At 56.7% G+C, this 17,314-nt stretch carries 12 protein-coding genes; 1 reads left to right on the top strand and 11 read right to left on the bottom strand.

Annotated elements, in window-relative coordinates:
• Window positions 1-182 precede the first annotated feature (182 nt).
• Window positions 183-1,112, top strand: coding sequence for a DUF6402 family protein (locus H7849_RS22390; RefSeq protein ID WP_186742679.1), 930 nt, complete (start codon window positions 183-185; stop codon window positions 1,110-1,112).
• Between the two features lie 5 nt (window positions 1,113-1,117).
• On the opposite strand, the gene H7849_RS22395 is transcribed toward H7849_RS22390, so the two are convergent.
• From H7849_RS22395 to H7849_RS22445, 11 genes are all read right to left on the bottom strand, one after another.
• Window positions 1,118-3,559: an ABC transporter permease gene (locus tag H7849_RS22395; protein ID WP_186742681.1), complete on the bottom strand. Its 2,442-nt coding sequence runs from the start codon at window positions 3,557-3,559 to the stop codon at window positions 1,118-1,120.
• A gap of 35 nt (window positions 3,560-3,594) precedes the next feature.
• Entirely contained in the window at window positions 3,595-6,042 is a 2,448-nt protein-coding gene (locus H7849_RS22400) for an ABC transporter permease (protein WP_251106414.1), read from the bottom strand.
• 28 nt (window positions 6,043-6,070) lie between these two features.
• Entirely contained in the window at window positions 6,071-8,551 is a 2,481-nt protein-coding gene (locus H7849_RS22405; RefSeq protein ID WP_251106415.1) for an ABC transporter permease, read from the bottom strand.
• A gap of 161 nt (window positions 8,552-8,712) precedes the next feature.
• Window positions 8,713-11,148, bottom strand: coding sequence for an ABC transporter permease (locus H7849_RS22410; RefSeq protein ID WP_186742685.1), 2,436 nt, complete (start codon window positions 11,146-11,148; stop codon window positions 8,713-8,715).
• 133 nt (window positions 11,149-11,281) lie between these two features.
• On the bottom strand, window positions 11,282-11,467 hold the full coding sequence (locus H7849_RS22415) for a hypothetical protein (RefSeq protein WP_186742687.1): 186 nt from the start codon (window positions 11,465-11,467) through the stop codon (window positions 11,282-11,284).
• A gap of 56 nt (window positions 11,468-11,523) precedes the next feature.
• Entirely contained in the window at window positions 11,524-12,690 is a 1,167-nt protein-coding gene (locus tag H7849_RS22420) for a BaiN/RdsA family NAD(P)/FAD-dependent oxidoreductase (protein ID WP_186742689.1), read from the bottom strand.
• A gap of 104 nt (window positions 12,691-12,794) precedes the next feature.
• Entirely contained in the window at window positions 12,795-13,715 is a 921-nt protein-coding gene (locus H7849_RS22425; RefSeq protein WP_251106416.1) for an acyl-CoA desaturase, read from the bottom strand.
• Between the two features lie 88 nt (window positions 13,716-13,803).
• Window positions 13,804-14,847, bottom strand: coding sequence for a PIN/TRAM domain-containing protein (locus H7849_RS22430; protein ID WP_186742691.1), 1,044 nt, complete (start codon window positions 14,845-14,847; stop codon window positions 13,804-13,806).
• A gap of 212 nt (window positions 14,848-15,059) precedes the next feature.
• Window positions 15,060-16,241 (bottom strand): molybdopterin-synthase adenylyltransferase MoeB, encoded by a 1,182-nt coding sequence (moeB, locus tag H7849_RS22435; protein WP_186742693.1) that lies wholly within the window; start codon window positions 16,239-16,241, stop codon window positions 15,060-15,062.
• Between the two features lie 9 nt (window positions 16,242-16,250).
• Window positions 16,251-16,865: a hypothetical protein gene (locus H7849_RS22440; RefSeq protein WP_186742694.1), complete on the bottom strand. Its 615-nt coding sequence runs from the start codon at window positions 16,863-16,865 to the stop codon at window positions 16,251-16,253.
• A 119-nt stretch (window positions 16,866-16,984) separates the two neighbouring features.
• Entirely contained in the window at window positions 16,985-17,260 is a 276-nt protein-coding gene (locus H7849_RS22445) for a ubiquitin-like small modifier protein 1 (protein WP_186742696.1), read from the bottom strand.
• Window positions 17,261-17,314: the final 54 nt, after the last annotated feature.

Below are 17,314 nucleotides of genomic sequence, written 5' to 3' on the forward strand. Positions count from 1 at the left end.
GTCCATTATTGGCGTAAATGGCAGAAAATAAACGGAAAATCTGGCTGGGATGATTGATCGACATGCTTCTCTGCGATTCACAAGGCTGAAACGATTGAGCCTTCACAAGGCTGAAACGATTGAGCCAAGGACTTCACTAAAGCTTGGGCCATTCACGCTAGTCGAAAAAAGCTGGAGAAACCATGAGCCTTCCTTACGTCGCCGGTGTGCAGTCGAAAGAGTACTACCAGCTTCCAAAACCGCAGAAAATTGAAGTTGATCAGGAAACGAATCGCCGTTTTCGCGAAAAGACGGGCGTTACACGGCGCCTGGACCCCACGAATGGGAAAGATCTCGAATTGCGCCGCACCTGGCTGCGCATTCGCGACGAGGTCATTACTGATCGCGACGCGCAAGAGCTGCGCCATGAGCTTGATTTGGACGGTTTGACCGCGATCCCTGAGGAAATGCGATTCGAGGGCTGGAACGAGGGCGCTCAGCTGATGGAAACATGGTTTGAGAGGCCGCCGACGGTGACTCCCAACTACACGGCTCCGGTCACGGATCTGATCAAGATGAGTTGGGTGCTGCGATTTGGGAGAGCCAAGTCTGTATACGACGCGATTTTTAAGGATCGAGTGTGGACCAATGACCCTTCTAGAAAGCGCATCAGAGAAATTTTGAAGGGGAAAGCGCTTCCATCTCCAGGTCAGTCCTTGCCTTTTGGGAATCTTTCCGCACCGGTCACGGTCGTGGATGAACAGTGGGTCAATGCTCGCCCGGTCCAGAATGGCTTCTCGATAGATGCCCTGACCGCAGCCCTAGGGCGGTTTGTCTTCAACATTGCTATTTCGGGGACGATCTCCCGGATCGGGCCTAACCTCCCGGGCGTACCTGCTTTGCCCGCAGTTATGATTTCGATCGACGAAGTAGGCGTTTACGTCAAGGATTCCTTCGATTTTGAGGGCGATCAATTCCTCGGGTGGTGGGGCTACAGAGACACCGACTACTACAACAGCGATTTCCGCGAGTGGCGACTCCTCAACCACGCCGGAGGCGACTTCCGCGTTTATTCAGACGTCAAGCGCACGAAATTAGCGATATCCGATATTCTGACGATTCCGATACCGTGAAGCCGTTACTCGCACCGCAGGGCTGTCATCGGGTCAACCGCTGAGGCACGCCTGGCAGGCAGCAGGCATGCCAAGGCTGCCACGACAAGCAAAAGAAACGATACGGCCAACAGGATGAGCGGGCTGGCAGAGGTAGTCTCAATCCAGCGGGTGATCATGCGGTTCAGACCCAGACTTAAGGCGAGACCTACCCCAATTCCCAGACCGATGCTTACGCCAGCTGAGGCAAAGACGATTTTGAGCACGTGCCAGCGTTGGGCTCCGAGCGCCATTCGGATGCCGAATTCATTAGTGCGTTGGACGACCGAATAGGAAACGACACTGTACAGGCCAACGGCCGCCAGCGCCAGCGCCAGAATCGAGAAAGCAGCAAAGAGGATGGAGATCAACCTGCCTCTGGCCCATACTGTCTGATTGTGAATCCATGTTTCCAGAACGCCATCGTCCCAAAGTGTGGCCTGCTGATCGGGATTGACTGAAACGATCTGCTGCTTGACGCTGTGCAGTATGTTGCGCGGATCGACGCGGCTGCGCACAAGAACCTGCGTCCACATCCACATGTTCACCGAATAAGGTAGGTAGATCGCCGGTTTGACGGGCTTATCCAGGCCATCGTCGAGCACGTCGGCGGTGACACCAATGATCTGAAGCCAGCCGTCACTGCCCGGCGCAACCAACCGGTTGGGCGGCTCGTTCTTCAGGGATGGAATCTTTACTGAGCTGCTCAGAATGCTGCCAGTTGGGTAGTAGTGCTTGGCGAATGTTTCATTCACGACGACCAGCAAAGCTCCATGCGCAGTCTCCGTCGCGTCCCATAGCCGGCCTTGCCTGAGCGGGATCTGCAGAGTGCTGAAGTAATTCGAGTCGACCAGGTTGATGCTTGCTTTCTGGTCTTCCGCCGCTGTTTTTCCGAGCAATTCGAAGGGCTGCTCCCAGCCACTGTCTGGCGGAGTGGCGTTGGTTGAGATACCGGTCGAGATCACGTCCGGCAGAGTTCCGATTTTCTGGCGCAACTGCTCGAAGTAGTTGACCCGCTCTGTCCAGGTAGAGAAGGTGTTTTCGTGGACAGGAATGCCAACGGACATGGTGTTGTGCGGGTTATAACCTAGATTGACCCGCATCATGTGCACAAAGCCTTCAATCGCCGCACCAGCAGCGGTGAGCAGAAGCAGCGTCAGGGCAATCTGGCCAGCGATGAGGTAGGAATGCAGCTGCTTTCCACGCACGGTCCCAGCAACTTTTCGAGTGTTTGATTGCATGACCTGATTGATTTCAGGTCGTGCGAGCTGAAGTGCTGGGAACAAGCCGAAGAGGATCCCGGTGACCATTGCAAGGCCAACGCTGAAGAGGAGCACCGGCAAATGAACGTGGAAATCGGCCTCATTCGGAAACGCATTTCGCGGTAAGCGAGCGACGATGAGCCCGAGGCTCTGATATGCGAGGATTACGCCCAGACCGGCGCCGGTTAAGGCGATCAGCAATGATTCGGTGAGCAACTGGCGAATGATACGAGAGCTGCTTGCTCCTACGGCCGAGCGCACAGCAAATTCATGTTGGCGCGCTGTTCCGCGTGCCAGGAGCAGGATCGAAACATTCCCGCAGCCGATGGCCAAGAGCAGTCCGACGGCGCCGAAGAGCAGATAGAGGGTTTTCCCGATCTGCTGCGAGAACCAGTGGTTCAGGTTTTGAATTTCGATTTTGTATTGCTGCTTGGGAAAGTGGTCTGGCGTTTGTTTTGAGAATGCCTGGAAGTAAGACTGCAGTTCGGCAGCGGCGGCTGTTTGGGTGACGTCAGGCCGAAGCTTGACCATGGTGCCGTATTGCTCCGTAACCGAGTTGGAGAGCTTCAGAGGCAGATAAACATCGGGGCCGAAAAATCCAAAACGAGGCGGCATGATGCCAATCACAGTGTAGGTTTTGTGCACAAGCTGGATGGTCTTGCCTACGACGGACGGATCGCCGTTGTAGTGCCGTCTCCAGAACTTGTTGCTCAGGACGATGACGGGCTGCGGATCCTGCCCGTCTGGGGCGTCTGCAGGCACAAAATAACGACCGTATAACGCGGGCACTCCAAGCATCTGAAACAGATTGCCGGTGAAATACATGGCCTGAACATCTTCGGGGACATCGCTGCCAGTGATGGTCAGATTCCAGCCATTAAAGGCGACGACGTATTCAAGGGAATGCGCCTTCGCCAACTCACGCGATTGTGGTCCATTGAGTCCGTATCCCTGGTCTTTGTCGGATTTGTCCAGCAAAGCAATGCTGGCGATCCGTTCCGGATTGGTGTAAGGCCAAGGATTCATGAGCACGGCGTAGATGATGCTGAAGACAGAGACAGTGGCGCCGATGCCGAGGGCGAGCGAAAGGATCGCAGTAAGGGAGAAGCCAGGATGATTCCATAGCTGTCGAACGGCGTAGCGGATGTCTTGCAGCAGAGTGGTCATAGAGGCTCCTTGGCCGACAACCTAGATTGAACGGTTCAGTCGCACCGTAACGCGGTCATGGGATCGACGGATGAGGCCCTGCGCGCCGGCATCAGACACGCCATGACAGCAACGACGACGAGCAGAAGCGAAACGCTCAACACAATGAGTGGATGAGTGAGCGGATGATTTGTTGTGTTTCCTACCCAACCGGAGATAAAGCGATGCAGGCCCAGACTCAATGCAAGCCCTGTCAAAACGCCGAGGCCAACGCTTATTCCCGCAGAGGCGAGGACAATTTTCGAGACGTCGGATTTCTGCGCGCCCAGCGCGATGCGGATGCCGAATTCGTTGGTCCGTTGAGCTACAGAGTAAGACACGACGCTGTAGAGGCCGACAGCGGAGAGAATGAGCGCGAGAATGGAGAATCCGGCAAAGAGGGCGGAGATGAGGCGTCCGCGTGCCCATACAGGTTCGTCCCGAATCCACTTTTCCAGGCTGGCGATGGCGCCGAAGGCGGGTTGATTGGGATTGACCAGCGCGATCTGCCGGCGAATGCTGTTCTGGAGTGAATCGGGCGCGATGCGGGTGCGGACCAGGAATTGCGTTCCCATCCACAGCTGGGTGCTATAGGGAACGAACATTGCCGGACGGGTGGGCTGATCGACGCCGTCGTTGATGGAGTCGGCTACAACGCCTATGATCTGCATCCAGCCACTGGCCTCGGGCGCATTCCAAACTCCGGGGTCATTGCGGAGATCGAGGACTTTGAGGGAATGTCCAAGGATGCTGCCTTCAGGAAAATACTGGCGTGCGAAGGTCTGATTGACGATGGCCAATGGCGTGCCGTGCGCGATTTCAGCAGGCGTCCAGGCGCGGCCTTCGAGAAGTGGTGTCTGCAGAGTGCGGAAGTAATCGGAATCGATGAGGTTGAACTTAGCGTACTGTGATTCCGGTGAGAGCGAGGGTTTGCCCAGCAGATCAAAGCGCTGCCACCAACCGCCACCTGGCGGAGTGCCGCCTGTTGTTATCGAGGCGGAGATGACATCGGGCAACGCGGCAATGCTGGCGCGTAATTGTTCAAAATAATTCACCCGGGCTTGCCAATTCGTGTACGTGTTTTCGCGCAGGGGGATGCCCACCGAGACGACGTTATGCGGATTGTACCCGAGAGGGACGCGCAGAATGTGGATGAAGCTTTCGATGGCTGCTCCGGCAACGGTGAGGAGCATCATTGTGAGTGCGATCTGCGCGGCTACCAGCATGGCATGCAGACGCTTGCCGCGCACGCTGCCGGCAGCCCTCGTTGTGGCCGACTGCATCACACGGCTGATTTCCGGTTTCGCCATTTGCAGTGCCGGGATGAGGCCGAAGAACACAGTAGTGAGCAGAGCGACCACGACGCTGAAAAGCAGTACGGGCAGGTTTATGTGAATGGCAACGTCGGGAGGGAATAAGCGAGGCGGGAGCCAGGCAATGATAACGACAAGCAGGCGCGAGGCGAGCATGACACCGAGCACGGCTCCGGTAAGGGCCAGCATAAGGGACTCAGTCAGCAACTGGCGGACAATGCGGATGCTTCCTGCGCCTACTGCGGCGCGCACGGCAAATTCATGCTGCCGCGCTGTTCCGCGTGCCAGAAGCAGGATGGAGACATTGCTGCACCCAATGGCCAGGAGCATCGCGACCGCTCCAAAGAGCAGGTAAAGCGTGCTGCCCATGTTGTGCGTGATTTCCCAGGTCAGCAGGCGGATGTCCACCTTGGCGTTCTTGGGAAAATCGAGGGGGCGCTCGTGCATGTAACGGTCGAGAAGCGGCTGCATTTCCGCGTCTGCCGCGGCGAGGCTGACTCCGGGACGCAACTTGACCATGACGCCGCCTCCCAGTGGATTGCCAATTTCCTGCGGGAGATATACGTCCGTGCCCCAGCCCTCAGTGAAGTTGGGCCGGGTGACGCCGACAATGGTGTATCGTTTGTGATCCAGCTCCAGGGTTTTGCCGATGATGGCAGGATCGCCGTTGAAGTGGCGCTGCCAGAAGCGGTAATGGAGCACCGCGACAGGCTGCGGCTCCTGCCCATCAGGGGAATCGGAGGGGCCGAGGTTGCGCCCGAGCAGCGGCGGAACGCGGAGTGTGGGGAAGGTTTCACCGATGCCAAAGTAGGCTCTGACGTTTTCCGGGATTTCGCCTCCGGTGATCTCGAGGAATCCCAGCCTCCACGAAGCGATGTTTTCGAAAGCGTGTACATTTCGCAGTTCACGCAGCTGCTGTCCTGAGAACCATGCGTCGGAGATGTTTCCCTTTTGATCGCGGATGCTGAGGTTGGCGAGACGGTCCACGTCGGCGTAGGGGAAGGGATGGAGCAGCACGCCGTAAATCACGCTGAAGACTGAGACGGTAGCGCCTATGCCCAAGGCAAGCGAGAGAATCGCAGTCAGTGCAAAGCCAAGATGGTTGTGTAACTGGCGGAAGGCGTAGCGGATGTCCTGCAGCAGGGTGACCAAATCAGTCTCCTTGAATGGAAAACGGAATTCATTCACAACGCAATGCTGTCATAGGATCGACGGATGAGGCCCTGCGTGCGGGAGCAACGCAGGCCAAGATTGCTACCGCTAATAACACGGCTGCTGCCCCCAGAATCAGCAGCGGGTTATGGTTGCTGCTTTCTACCCAGCGCGCGATGAGGCGATTGAGGCCAAAGCTGACCGCAAAGCCCAAGGCAATCCCAAGCCCGATGCTTGCGCCGGCTGAAGCAAGAACAATTTTCAGGACATCGGTCTTACTTGCGCCCAAGGCCATGCGAATACCGAATTCATTTGTCCGCTGCGCGACAGAATACGAAACGACGCTGTAAAGCCCCACGGCCGCTAGAACTAGCGCAAGAATTGAGAATGCCGCGAAGAGCACAGATATAAGACGGCCCCGCGCCCATTCCGGCTCATTCCTGATCCAGGTCTCCAGACTGTCTACTTCGCCGTTGACTTGCTGGTCGGGATCAACGCGAGTGACCTGCTGGCGAATGCTGTGCAGGATCGATTGCGGATCTGTCCGGCTGCGGATAAGGATCTGCGTGTGCATCCACATAACCGTGCCGTAGGGCATGTAAATTGCCGGTTTCACCGGCTTGTCCAGTCCGTCGTTGAGCGAATCCCTAACGACACCGATGATCTGCATCCAGCTGTCGGCTCCGGGTACCGTCAGAGTGTAGGGCGGCTCGTTCTTTTGGGTGGGCACTTCCACCGAGTGGCCAAGCATGTCGCCCGCCGGATAGAAGCGTTTGGCGAAGGTCTCATTGACGATGGCAAGCAATGCGCTGTGCGCTGTTTCTGTATGGGTCCACATGCGTCCTTGTAAGAGCGGTATGTTAAGAGTGCGGAAGTAGCCGGGATCAATGTAGTTCAGGCGCGCGGTCTGTCCTTCAATCGAAGGATTCGGCGCCTTCCCCAGCAACTCGAATCGCTGTTCGTCACCACTGCTGGGAGGAGTGGCGTTCGTCGAAATTCCCGTCGAAACAATGTCGGGTAACTCGGCAATCTTCGCGCGGAGTTGCTCATAATAGTTCATGCGCGCTGTCCAGTTGGTATACGTGTTTTCGTGAATCGGGATACCGATGGAGATTACATTGTGCGGGTCATAGCCCAGGTTCACGCGCATCATGCTGAGGAAGCCATTGACCGCCGCACCGGCAGCCGTCATCAGCAGCAACGTCAGTGCAATCTGCCCAGCAATCAGCGTGCTGTGGACACGCTTCCCGCGCACGCTGCCAGCGGCTTTTTTCGTGCTTGATTGCATGACCTGGCCGATCTCAGGCCGGGCCATCTGCAGAGCAGGAAATAAGCCGAAGAGTACGCCGGTCAGCATCGCCAATCCCACGCAGAAAAGCAGGACCGGCGGGTTTACGCTGAAATCCGTATCGGAGGGGAAGAAGTTACGTGGCAACCAGGCCACAATCAGCGCCAGAATGCGATAGGCAAGCAGGATGCCGAGCCCTGCCCCTGTAAGCGAAAGCATCAGCGATTCAGTCAGCAACTGGCGCACGATGCGCGAGCCGCTGGCGCCCACCGCAGAGCGCACTGCAAACTCATGCTGTCGTGCCGTACCTCGCGCCATCAGTAGGATAGAAACATTGCCGCAGCCGATCGCCAGCAGCATAGCAACCGCCGCAAACAGCAGATAAAGCGTGCCGCCCAGCTGGTGGACCGTCCAGTAGCTCAGCTCACGAACGTCAACTTTGAATTTGGGTGGAAAATGCGTCGGTGTTTCTTTAGCGAAGCGCTCCATCAGCGGCTGTAATTCAGCATTGGCAGCAGCCTGTGTAATTCCTGGCCGCAGCTTGATGACTACTCCAAACTGGAGAGCCTGATCATTCGTGAGTTTCTGTGGCAGGTAAACATCTGCGTCCCATCCCCAGGTAAAGTGTGGACGTGTGACGCCGACGATGGTGTATTTCTTGTGAACCAGTTCCAGCGTCTTGCCGATGACAGTGGAATCGCTGCTGAAATGCCGTTGCCAGAATCGATAGTTGAGCATGACAACCGGCTGCGGCTCCTGGCCTTCCGGTGAATCGGATGGGCCGAGATTGCGCCCGAGCAGCGGAGACACTCCCAGCGTAGGAAAAGTGTCGCTTGTATTCGTATAAGCGGCTACGTCTTCGGGAACATCATGCCCGGTGACCGTCAGGTTCCATTCATTCCAGGCTGCGATGCTTTCGACGGCGTGGGCCTGTTGCAGTTCGCGCAATTGAGGGCCGGTGATCCAGGCATTCCAGAAGTTTCCGTATGGGTCGCTGTAACTGAGCGTAACCAAGCGGTTAAGGTCCGCATATGAGTACGGATGCATGATCACCCCATAAATCACGCTGAAGACCGAAACCGTAGCCCCGATACCGAGGGCAAGTGACAAAACAGCCGTCAGGGCGAAGCCGGGGTGGTTGCGTAGTTGACGAAAGGAGTAGCGGATATCCTGCAGCAGGGTATGCACATCGCCTCCGAGTACAGACCGTGGATGATGCATCTACGAGCAATTTCGTACCCAACTGGCAATTTGCTCTAATCGATTGAATCTATGCGGGTAATTGAAGTTGCGCGTTCGATTCCGCCAGCGCGCCTCTGTTCACTTGCGGACGTGACCGTTCGCAAGCGGACAATGCTACGACGAGCGGAATTTCGCCAGACTTATTCGGTCCGCAGGGCCTTCATCGGCTGCACAAGCGATGCTCGGAACGCGGGTACGATGCATGCCAGCAGCGCTACAACGACCAGAAGGAGGCCAACAGTTAATACCAGGAATGGGTTGCTGGTGGTATTGCCGATCCAGCGGGATAGCAATCCGCTCAGGCCGAAGCTCAGGATGAGGCCAACCAGGAGGCCTGTGCCCACGCTGATTCCAGCGGTGGAGAGCACGTTCAACAAAATATGACGGCGTAGCGCGCCGAGAGCCATACGGATGCCGAATTCATGGGTGCGTTGCGCGACGGAGTAGGAGACAACGCTGTAGAGGCCCACCGTGGCCAACACGAGCGCCAGCGCCGAAAAGACGCTGGCGAGGACGGCAATGAGGTGCTCACGCGCCCAAACTGGCTCTTGTTTGATGCGTTCAGTAATGGACTGAACGGGGTAGGACACCTGCTGCTCTGGATTGATGCCGGCGATCTGGCGGCGAATGGCTGACTCCATTGCCAGGGGATCACCCTGGGTCTGTGCCAGCACCTGAATCCACGCAACCATGTAGAGCGAATAGGGAACGTAGATCTCAGGCTTTACCGGCTGATCGAGTCCGCCATTGCGTGCATCGCCGACAACTCCAATGACAGGTAGCCAGCTGTCACTGCCCTCGACGGCGAGGATGCCCGGCGGATGACCCTGCAGCCTTGGTATACGCACGGAGTGGCCGAGGATATCGCCATTGGGAAAATATCGGCGGACAAATTCCTGGTTTACCACGGCAAGGCGCGCCCCGCGTTGCGTTTCAGACTCGTCCCACAGGCGCCCGCGCAACAGCGGAATATGCAGGATGGTAAAGAACTGAGGATCGACGAGATTGATGTCGACGAGGCGTGTGCCAAAGGTGTTTCTGCCAAGAATCTCGATGGGGAAATCCCAGGTGCTACGCGGCGGAGCCACGATGGCGAGGGATGCCGATGTCACTCCCTGTGTTCTGGCGACCTGATCGCGCAGCTGCGTGAAGTAATTCGCACGCGCTTCCCATGTTGGATAGGCGTGCTTGTGGACGGGAATACTGAAGTCGGCGACATTGTGCGGATCGAAGCCGAGGTCGGTGTGGATCACCGTGCGAAAGCTCTCGATCGCCGAAGCTGAGGCGGTGAGCAGCACCATAGCCAAGGCGATTTGCCCGGCAATCAGGAAGGCATGCAATCGCCTGCTGGAGACGCTGCCTGCAGCTTTCTGTGTGGTGGCCTGCATGACTTCGCGAATCTCAGGGTTCGCAAGTTGCAGCGCAGGAAAGAGGCCGAAGAGGATGCTCGTGAGGATGGCGAGCGCAACGCTAAACGCCAGCACCGGCACGTGCACCGGAATCTCAAGGCCGCGCGGGAAAAGCTGAAACGGAAGCAGGCTGACAACGAAAGGTGTGCTGCGGTAGGTGGCGATAACTCCCAGAGCAGCCCCTGCGAGGCCGAGAATCAGAGATTCGGTGAGAAGCTGCCGCACGATGCGCCAGCCGCTGCCACCTACTGCCGCGCGAACGGCGAACTCATGTCGTCGTCCAGTTCCGCGGGCGAGCAACAGGATCGACACATTCACGCAGCCGATCACAAGCAGCAGCAGCACCGCGGCGAAGAGCAAGTAGAGCGTGCTGCCGAGCGAGCGGCTGATGCGGTCTCCAACTCCTTGAATATTGATTTCCAGTCCCTCGATCCAGAGATTCGGATGTTCGCGAATCATTTGCTGGAAGATGGGGCGAACTTCACTCAAGGCCTGTGCTCGCGTGACGCCCGGCCTGAGCCTCATGACTGTGATGTAAATCGACGAATCGGTGCTGGCCGTGGTATCCAGGGGCACATATACATCGGCATCCCACCAGGTAAATCGCGCAGGCATGATGCCGAGGATGGTGTAGTTGCGATTATCGAGCCGCAGAGGCTGGCCGATTACAGATTGATTTCCATTGAAGCGGCGCTGCCAGTATTGATAGGTGAGAACGACAACCGGCTGCGGCGCCTGGTTGGGCGGCGCGTCGGACGGAAGAAAGGTGCGCCCGAGATAGGCCGGAACACCAAAAAACGGGAAGGCATTGCCGGAGAGATAGACGACATCCACATCCTGCGGGATATCGACGGTCGTATCTGCCAGATATTCCTCGTCCATCTGGACCAGATCTTCGAAGGCGTGCGCATTGCGCAGATCGGCTATGTGGTCGCGGGAAACATAGATCTCATCTTCAGAGCCGGATTTGTCGCGGACACGAAACTGAACGATGCGGTTGGCATGCGCGTAGGGAGACGGATGAATGAGGACGCTATAAACAACGCTGAATACCGAAACGGTGGCAGCGATTCCAAGAGCCAGAGAGAGAATGGCGGTTAGAGCGAACCCTGGATGTTTCCACAACTGCCGGAGCGCGAACCGAACATCCTGCAGAAAAATTGACACAGGCCTCAAGATATCAAAAAAAGTTCTTATAACTTATTGCTGATTTTCAGCAAGTTTACATGACTTAGCACATGCTCAAACGATTCTGCAACGGAAAACCATATGTGACGCGATTCTGGACATAACCACGGAGTTAGTTTCCGTGGCTTCCGGTAGATATCTGAAGGATAAGGAAGGCCATCACTCCGACGACAATGATTCCAAACAGAAGCAAAAAGCCGCCGATTACGAGATTGGCTGTGCGTTGCTGCTCGGGTTTTGGGCGGGTAATACCGAAGGTGTCAATAAATAACTCTGTAAGATAGGCCAGCAGATTCATTTGTCTTTCGCTACCCCGTCTCAGGATAAAGGGAGTTCTTCTCTAGCGGCACTCATTTACAACGAGCGACCTGCCGCCGCTCCCGAAGCCCAGGCCCACTGGAAGTTGAAGCCACCCAGGTGGCCGGTTACATCGACAACTTCGCCGATGAAATAGAGCCCGGGAATGCGCTTGCACTCCATGGTGGTGGAAGAAAGCTCGTTGGTGTCGATTCCGCCCGCGGTGACTTCTGCTTTGTCGTAGCCTTCTGTCCCGGAAGGCGTGACGGGCCAGCGATGAAATTTGGTTTCGAGTTGCTGGATTGCGTGATTGGTCCAAGATGCCGGTGCTGCGAGCGTGATCAAGCGATCGGCCAAGCGCTGTGGCATGGTATCGCGCAGTAGAGACGCGGCTCTTGTCGCATCGCGGCCTGCGGAGGTGGACAGCATTGGGGTGAAGAGCTGTTTTTCCGGGGCGAGATCTAACTCTAGGGATTTGGATCGAGTCCAGTAGGACGAGATTTGCAGGATGGCCGGACCGCTGAGGCCTCGATGGGTGATGAGCAGCTTTTCGCGGAAGCGCTGACGTCCGATGGAGGCAATCACTTCAGTCGAAACGCCGGTAAGATCACGTAGTTTTGTGCAGTCTTCTGACGAGAGAGTAAGCGGGACCAATGCTGGTCGTGTGGGGACGATGTTGATTCCGAACTGGCGGGCGATATCGTAGCCGAAGCTGGTTGCTCCCATCTTTGGAATGGACAGGCCGCCAGTCGCTACGGCAAGTGCAGGCGAGTTGAATATGCCTTTGCTCGTGCACAGCGTGAATCTGCCTGCGTGCTCGACCTGTTCGGTGCGCGTGCCGACGATGATTTCCACCCCGGCGTCGGCACATTCGGCTAGGAGCATGTCGAGGATTTGTCGCGACGAGTGATCGCAGAAGAGCTGACCCAACGTCTTTTCGTGATACGCAATGTTGTGCTTTTTGATGAGCGCGAGGAAATGCTCGGGTGTGTAGCGCGCGAGTGCCGATTTGGCGAAATGCGGATTTGCAGACAGAAAATTTTCGGGGCGGCAGTGGATGTTGGTGAAATTGCAGCGGCCGCCGCCGGAGATCAGGATCTTCTTGCCTGGACGGTCGGCCAGTTCGAGAACGGCAACGCGACGGCCTCGCTTGCCGGCTTCGATGGCGCACATGAGTCCGGCTGCGCCTGCGCCCAGGATGATGGCGTCGAATGGCTGCGTCACGTTAGCAGGCTATCGTAAGTGAAACCGGCGCAAGATACCTTGGCCGGTTTGGGAAAAAGAGATCCTTCACTTCGCTCAGGATGACAACTTTTCGCTGCGCGGGGCTAGCCGTGCAGGATGCGGGCTGTACCGCCTTCGGGGCCTTGCACCTTGATCTTCTTTGCAAGTCCCAACGCGCCAAGCAGGCGGATGCACCAGTAGTTGAAGTCGAATTCATACCAGGCCATGCCGTGGCTGGCGGACACCGGATGCGCGTGGTGGTTGTTGTGCCAGCCTTCTCCGCCGGAGAGCAGCGCGACCCACCAGAGGTTGCGCGAGTCATCGCGCGTGGCGAAGCGCTTGGAGCCCCACATGTGCGTTGCGGAGTTGACGAGCCAAGTGACGTGCAGTCCGACAGCTACGCGGAAGAAGACTCCCCAGAGCACCCACGACAATCCGCCGAAGGCGGCGAGCACGATTCCGAGAATGGTGACGGGAACCCAGTGATACTTGCTCAGCCAGCGGTAGAAAGGCTGCCTGGCGAGGTCAGGGGCATAACGCGTGAGCAGTTCCTGATCGGTGTTGTGAACAGAGCCGTAGAGAATCCAGCCGATGTGCGACCACCAGCCGCCATCGTGCGGCGAATGCGGGTCGCCGGGCTTGTCGGTAAGTTGGTGATGCAGGCGATGCACAGCTACCCAGTAGAGCGGTCCGCCTTGCAGCGAAAGTGTGCCGCAGATGGCCATGAAATACTCAACCCACTTGGGCGTGGTAAAGCCGCGATGCGTGAGCTGACGGTGGTAGCTCATGGCGATGCCCACGTTTTGCCCCAGCACCCAGGTGATGGCGAGAACGATCATCGCCGACCAGCGGAAATAAAAGAATGCCGCGATCGCTCCGATGTGGAAGATTGCGATCCAGATGCCGAAGACCCAGTTGAACTTGCCCGAGGGCTTTTGCAGGAACATTTCTGCGTCGGACGCCGGACTGGGGGCAGTCAAACGGCTTGCGGGAGCGGTGGACACTTCTTCAGTGAGTACGGGCATGTCTCTTAATGGACCTCTATCTAAACGATAGGGTCGGCAAGAGATATGTCGTGTAAGACTTCCGTAATTTCTTGGTGAACGAGATTCTCTAGCTGGAGACTTCCCGGATTTCAGCGGCGACACGCACCGTATCTGTTTTCTGCTGCGGGGGCTCGTCCATTTTTCCGAAGATCATCTTTCCCGAGGCAGTCTGCAACACGGAGGTCACGCTAATTTCGACGGATCGTCCGATCATGCGGCGCGCGTGATCGACGACGACCATGGTGCCGTCATCGAGATAGCCGACTCCCTGGTTGTATTCCTTGCCTTCTTTCAGAATGGCAATGTTCATCTTTTCGCCCGGCAGTACGACTGGCTTGAGGGAGTTGGCGAGATCGTTGATGTTGAGGACGGAGACGTGATGCAGATGAGCGACTTTGTTCAGGTTGAAATCGTTGGTAATGATTTTCGCGTCGAGTTCCTTGGCGAGTTCAATGAGCTTCAAGTCGACTTCGCGGATATGCGGGAAGTCGTCTTCGACGATCTGAACGTTAATGAGTGAGTTGGACTGCATGCGCTGCAGGACGTCAAGGCCACGTCGCCCGCGCTGGCGTTTGGAGCCGTCGGAGGAGTCGGCCACCATTTGTAACTCGCGGAGAACAAATTCCGGGATAACGAGAACGCCGTCGAGAAAGCCTGTGTCGCTCATATCGGCGATGCGGCCGTCGATGACGGCGCTGGTGTCGAGTAGCTTCACGTTGCGCTTTGTCTGGCGCTCACCGCTGAAGAGGTCTCCCAGGGCTGAGAGATTGAGCATGTCGCCTTTGCTTGTTCCAACGACCAGTCCGACATAGGACATGAGCAACAGCACGAAAATCTGCACCAGGCTGCGGCTATTGCCCGCGGGCAAGCTGTTGGCGAGCACCAGGCTGAAGAGAAACGCGCCGAAGATGCCAAGGATGCTGCCGATAACCGCGCCAATGAGTCGCCGGAGGCTGAGAGCGCGGACACGCGACTCGAAGACGATCACGAGCGCTGCGCATCCAGCGCCCGTGATCGCAGAGAGCCACCCGGGAAGATCAAGGATGCGAAAGAAATAACACGCTGCAGCTAGGATGAGGACAAAAAGAATCCGTATCAATACGAGGTCCATAAAGAACCCGAGCTCCCGAATAGAAAGGGCGATCTGCCAGCCGGTGTTTTGGGCGCGGAAATGAGCTCACCGTCTGGCACGACGGGAGTATACGCATCGCAGTGCTAGTCGGGCAAAGACAGAGTTTATGGATTTAAGTTTGCAGAGGCTGGATGACTCTAAAGCAAAACGGCGCGCCCGAAAGCGCGCCGAAGGTAGTTACTTGAGACGGTTTAGTACTTCGGCAGCTTGGGATCGACGTCCGTAGCCCAGCCAGTGATGCCACCTGCCAAATTCACGACATTCTTGAAGCCGCTTTTCTGCAGGAACTCAGCCGCACGCTGACTGCGACCTCCAGTCTTGCAGTGGATGACGATCTCGCGATTGGGATCGAGTTCGTTGAGGCGATTCGGAAGGTCGCCGAGCGGAATGAGGGGCGCGCCGATGTTCACGATCTGGTATTCGTGGGGCTCGCGCACGTCGAGAACGAAGACATCTTCGCCAGCATCGAGGCGACGCTTCAATTCAATGGGGGTAATTTGGGGGATTCCGTTTTGCATGGCTGCTGGTTTCTCCTCGGGGACGATACCACAGAACTGTTGGTAGTCGATGAGCCTCTTCACTGTCGGGTACTCGCCGCAGACTGGGCACTCGGGGTTCTTGCGCAGCTTCAGTTCGCGGAACTTCATGCCGAGCGAATCGACGAGCAGGAGGCGTCCGATGAGCGGATCCCCTTTGCCGAGGATCAGCTTGATGACCTCCGTTGCCTGAATCACGCCGAGCAGGCCGGGCAGGATGCCGAGCACGCCGCCTTCTGCGCATGAGGGAACAAGTCCCGGCGGTGGCGGCTCGGGATAAAGGCACCGGTAGCAAGGGCCGTCTTTGGTCGCGAAAACGCTGGCCTGCCCTTCAAAGCGGAAGATCGAAGCGTAGGCGTTTGGCTTGTGGCCACTGAGCACGCAGGCGTCATTGACGAGGTAGCGTGTCGGGAAGTTGTCGGTGCCGTCGGCGACGATGTCGTAATCCTTAATGATCTCAAGCGCGTTGGCGCTGGTGAGCATCGTTTCGTGCTTCACGATGTTCAGATACGGATTGAGCGCCTTCAGCTTTTCGGCTGCCGAGTCAATCTTGGGGCGGCCCACGTCGTTGGTGCTGTGAATGATCTGGCGCTGTAGATTGCTTTCGTCGACTACGTCGAAGTCGACGAGGCCAAGCGTGCCCACTCCGGCGGCGGCGAGATAGTAGCTGAGCGGGGCGCCCAAGCCACCGGTGCCGACGCAGAGGACCTTTGCAGCTTTGAGCTTTTGCTGGCCTTCGAGTCCGACTTCGGGCAGGATGAGGTGTCGCGAATAGCGGGCGATTTCGGCGTTATCGAGTTGTGGCAGCGCCACTTTTTCTTCGGTGACAGTTGGCATCTTGTTTCCTTAATTTTTCTTTACTTCACTGATTTCTACACTGGAGAGAATTTTCTCCAGGCTGGTGTGAACTTGTGCAAGCTCGCTGTTCGTTATTGGGCGCGTGTTGTCGACCAGGCCGGGACAAAGGGTCACCACTGCGAGGTCGAACAAGTAGCAGGTTCCGTTTTTGTGGGTAGCGTAAATATCTTCTGAATACGAATGACACATCCCTGCGCTGGCAGTCTGCGCGTGGGCAAAGCTCATGCCGTTGATTTCTTCTGTCTCAAGCATTTTCGCATTTGCGTCACGCTGCAGCACGGACTTCAGGCATTCATCCGTGGAAGTCGCCTGCCTGTTCGCGTATACGAATTCGGCGCCTACCAGGTTCGTTCGTGGATATGGATTGTAGCCGCAATTATTACTACTGAAGTAGACAAAGCCACGCGGCGGGTTGTCCGGCGATGTGATGCTAGTGGGTGTGTAAAACTCAATGCTCTCGTTGTAATACCACTTCGCCGGATAGCGAAAACTAACTCGATAGTCCGGGTCAGAGAATTGCATTGACGACGGTGTTGCGAGGGTGACCTGCTGCGCTTGCGATGCAAGCGCAGTGCTAAGAAGCAGCGAAATCACCTTCAGCATTCGCAAGTCAGTTCCTTTAAGGAAGTAAATTCCTCAGGGGCTAAAGCCCCATTTGTTTGCTGCTCCTTATTGCGAGGGCTGAAGCCCTCGCCTATCACAAAGCGCGCGTCCGCGCTTAGCTATCTTCCACCAGCAATCGACGGGATAATAGACAACGAATCAGCCTCGGACACCGTTGTCCCTTCTTTTTCCGGTAGGTAGCGCACGTCCTCGTCGTTCAGATAAACATTCACGAAAGCGCGCAGTTTTCCTTCGTCCGAATAAAGGTGTTTCCTTAAGTCAGGATGCTGCGAGGTAAGGGCGCTTAGAGCTTCGCCTACGGTTTGAGCATCGACCTGCACTGCATCCTGCTTGTCGGCGTATACGCGCAGCGGAGTGGGAATGAAAATTTTCATAGCAGAAATCCTTTTTGTAGTGAGGTTGCGATAGGTTCAGGCACCGACGGGTCT

The organism is Alloacidobacterium dinghuense, from assembly GCF_014274465.1.
In the GTDB taxonomy this organism is placed as follows: Bacteria; Acidobacteriota; Terriglobia; order Terriglobales; family Acidobacteriaceae; genus Alloacidobacterium; species Alloacidobacterium dinghuense.

What these genes read in the sequence shown, in the direction of transcription:
- H7849_RS22390 (WP_186742679.1), top strand. Translation starts at nt 183, where the DNA reads ATGAGCCTTCCTTACGTCGCCGGTGTGCAGTCGAAAGAGTACTACCAG.
- H7849_RS22395 (WP_186742681.1), bottom strand. Translation starts at nt 3,559, where the DNA reads ATGACCACTCTGCTGCAAGACATCCGCTACGCCGTTCGACAGCTATGG.
- H7849_RS22405 (WP_251106415.1), bottom strand. Translation starts at nt 8,551, where the DNA reads ATGCATCATCCACGGTCTGTACTCGGAGGCGATGTGCATACCCTGCTG.
- H7849_RS22415 (WP_186742687.1), bottom strand. Translation starts at nt 11,467, where the DNA reads ATGAATCTGCTGGCCTATCTTACAGAGTTATTTATTGACACCTTCGGT.
- H7849_RS22425 (WP_251106416.1), bottom strand. Translation starts at nt 13,715, where the DNA reads ATGCCCGTACTCACTGAAGAAGTGTCCACCGCTCCCGCAAGCCGTTTG.
- H7849_RS22430 (WP_186742691.1), bottom strand. Translation starts at nt 14,847, where the DNA reads ATGGACCTCGTATTGATACGGATTCTTTTTGTCCTCATCCTAGCTGCA.
- moeB (WP_186742693.1), bottom strand. Translation starts at nt 16,241, where the DNA reads ATGCCAACTGTCACCGAAGAAAAAGTGGCGCTGCCACAACTCGATAAC.
- H7849_RS22440 (WP_186742694.1), bottom strand. Translation starts at nt 16,865, where the DNA reads ATGCTGAAGGTGATTTCGCTGCTTCTTAGCACTGCGCTTGCATCGCAA.
- H7849_RS22445 (WP_186742696.1), bottom strand. Translation starts at nt 17,260, where the DNA reads ATGAAAATTTTCATTCCCACTCCGCTGCGCGTATACGCCGACAAGCAG.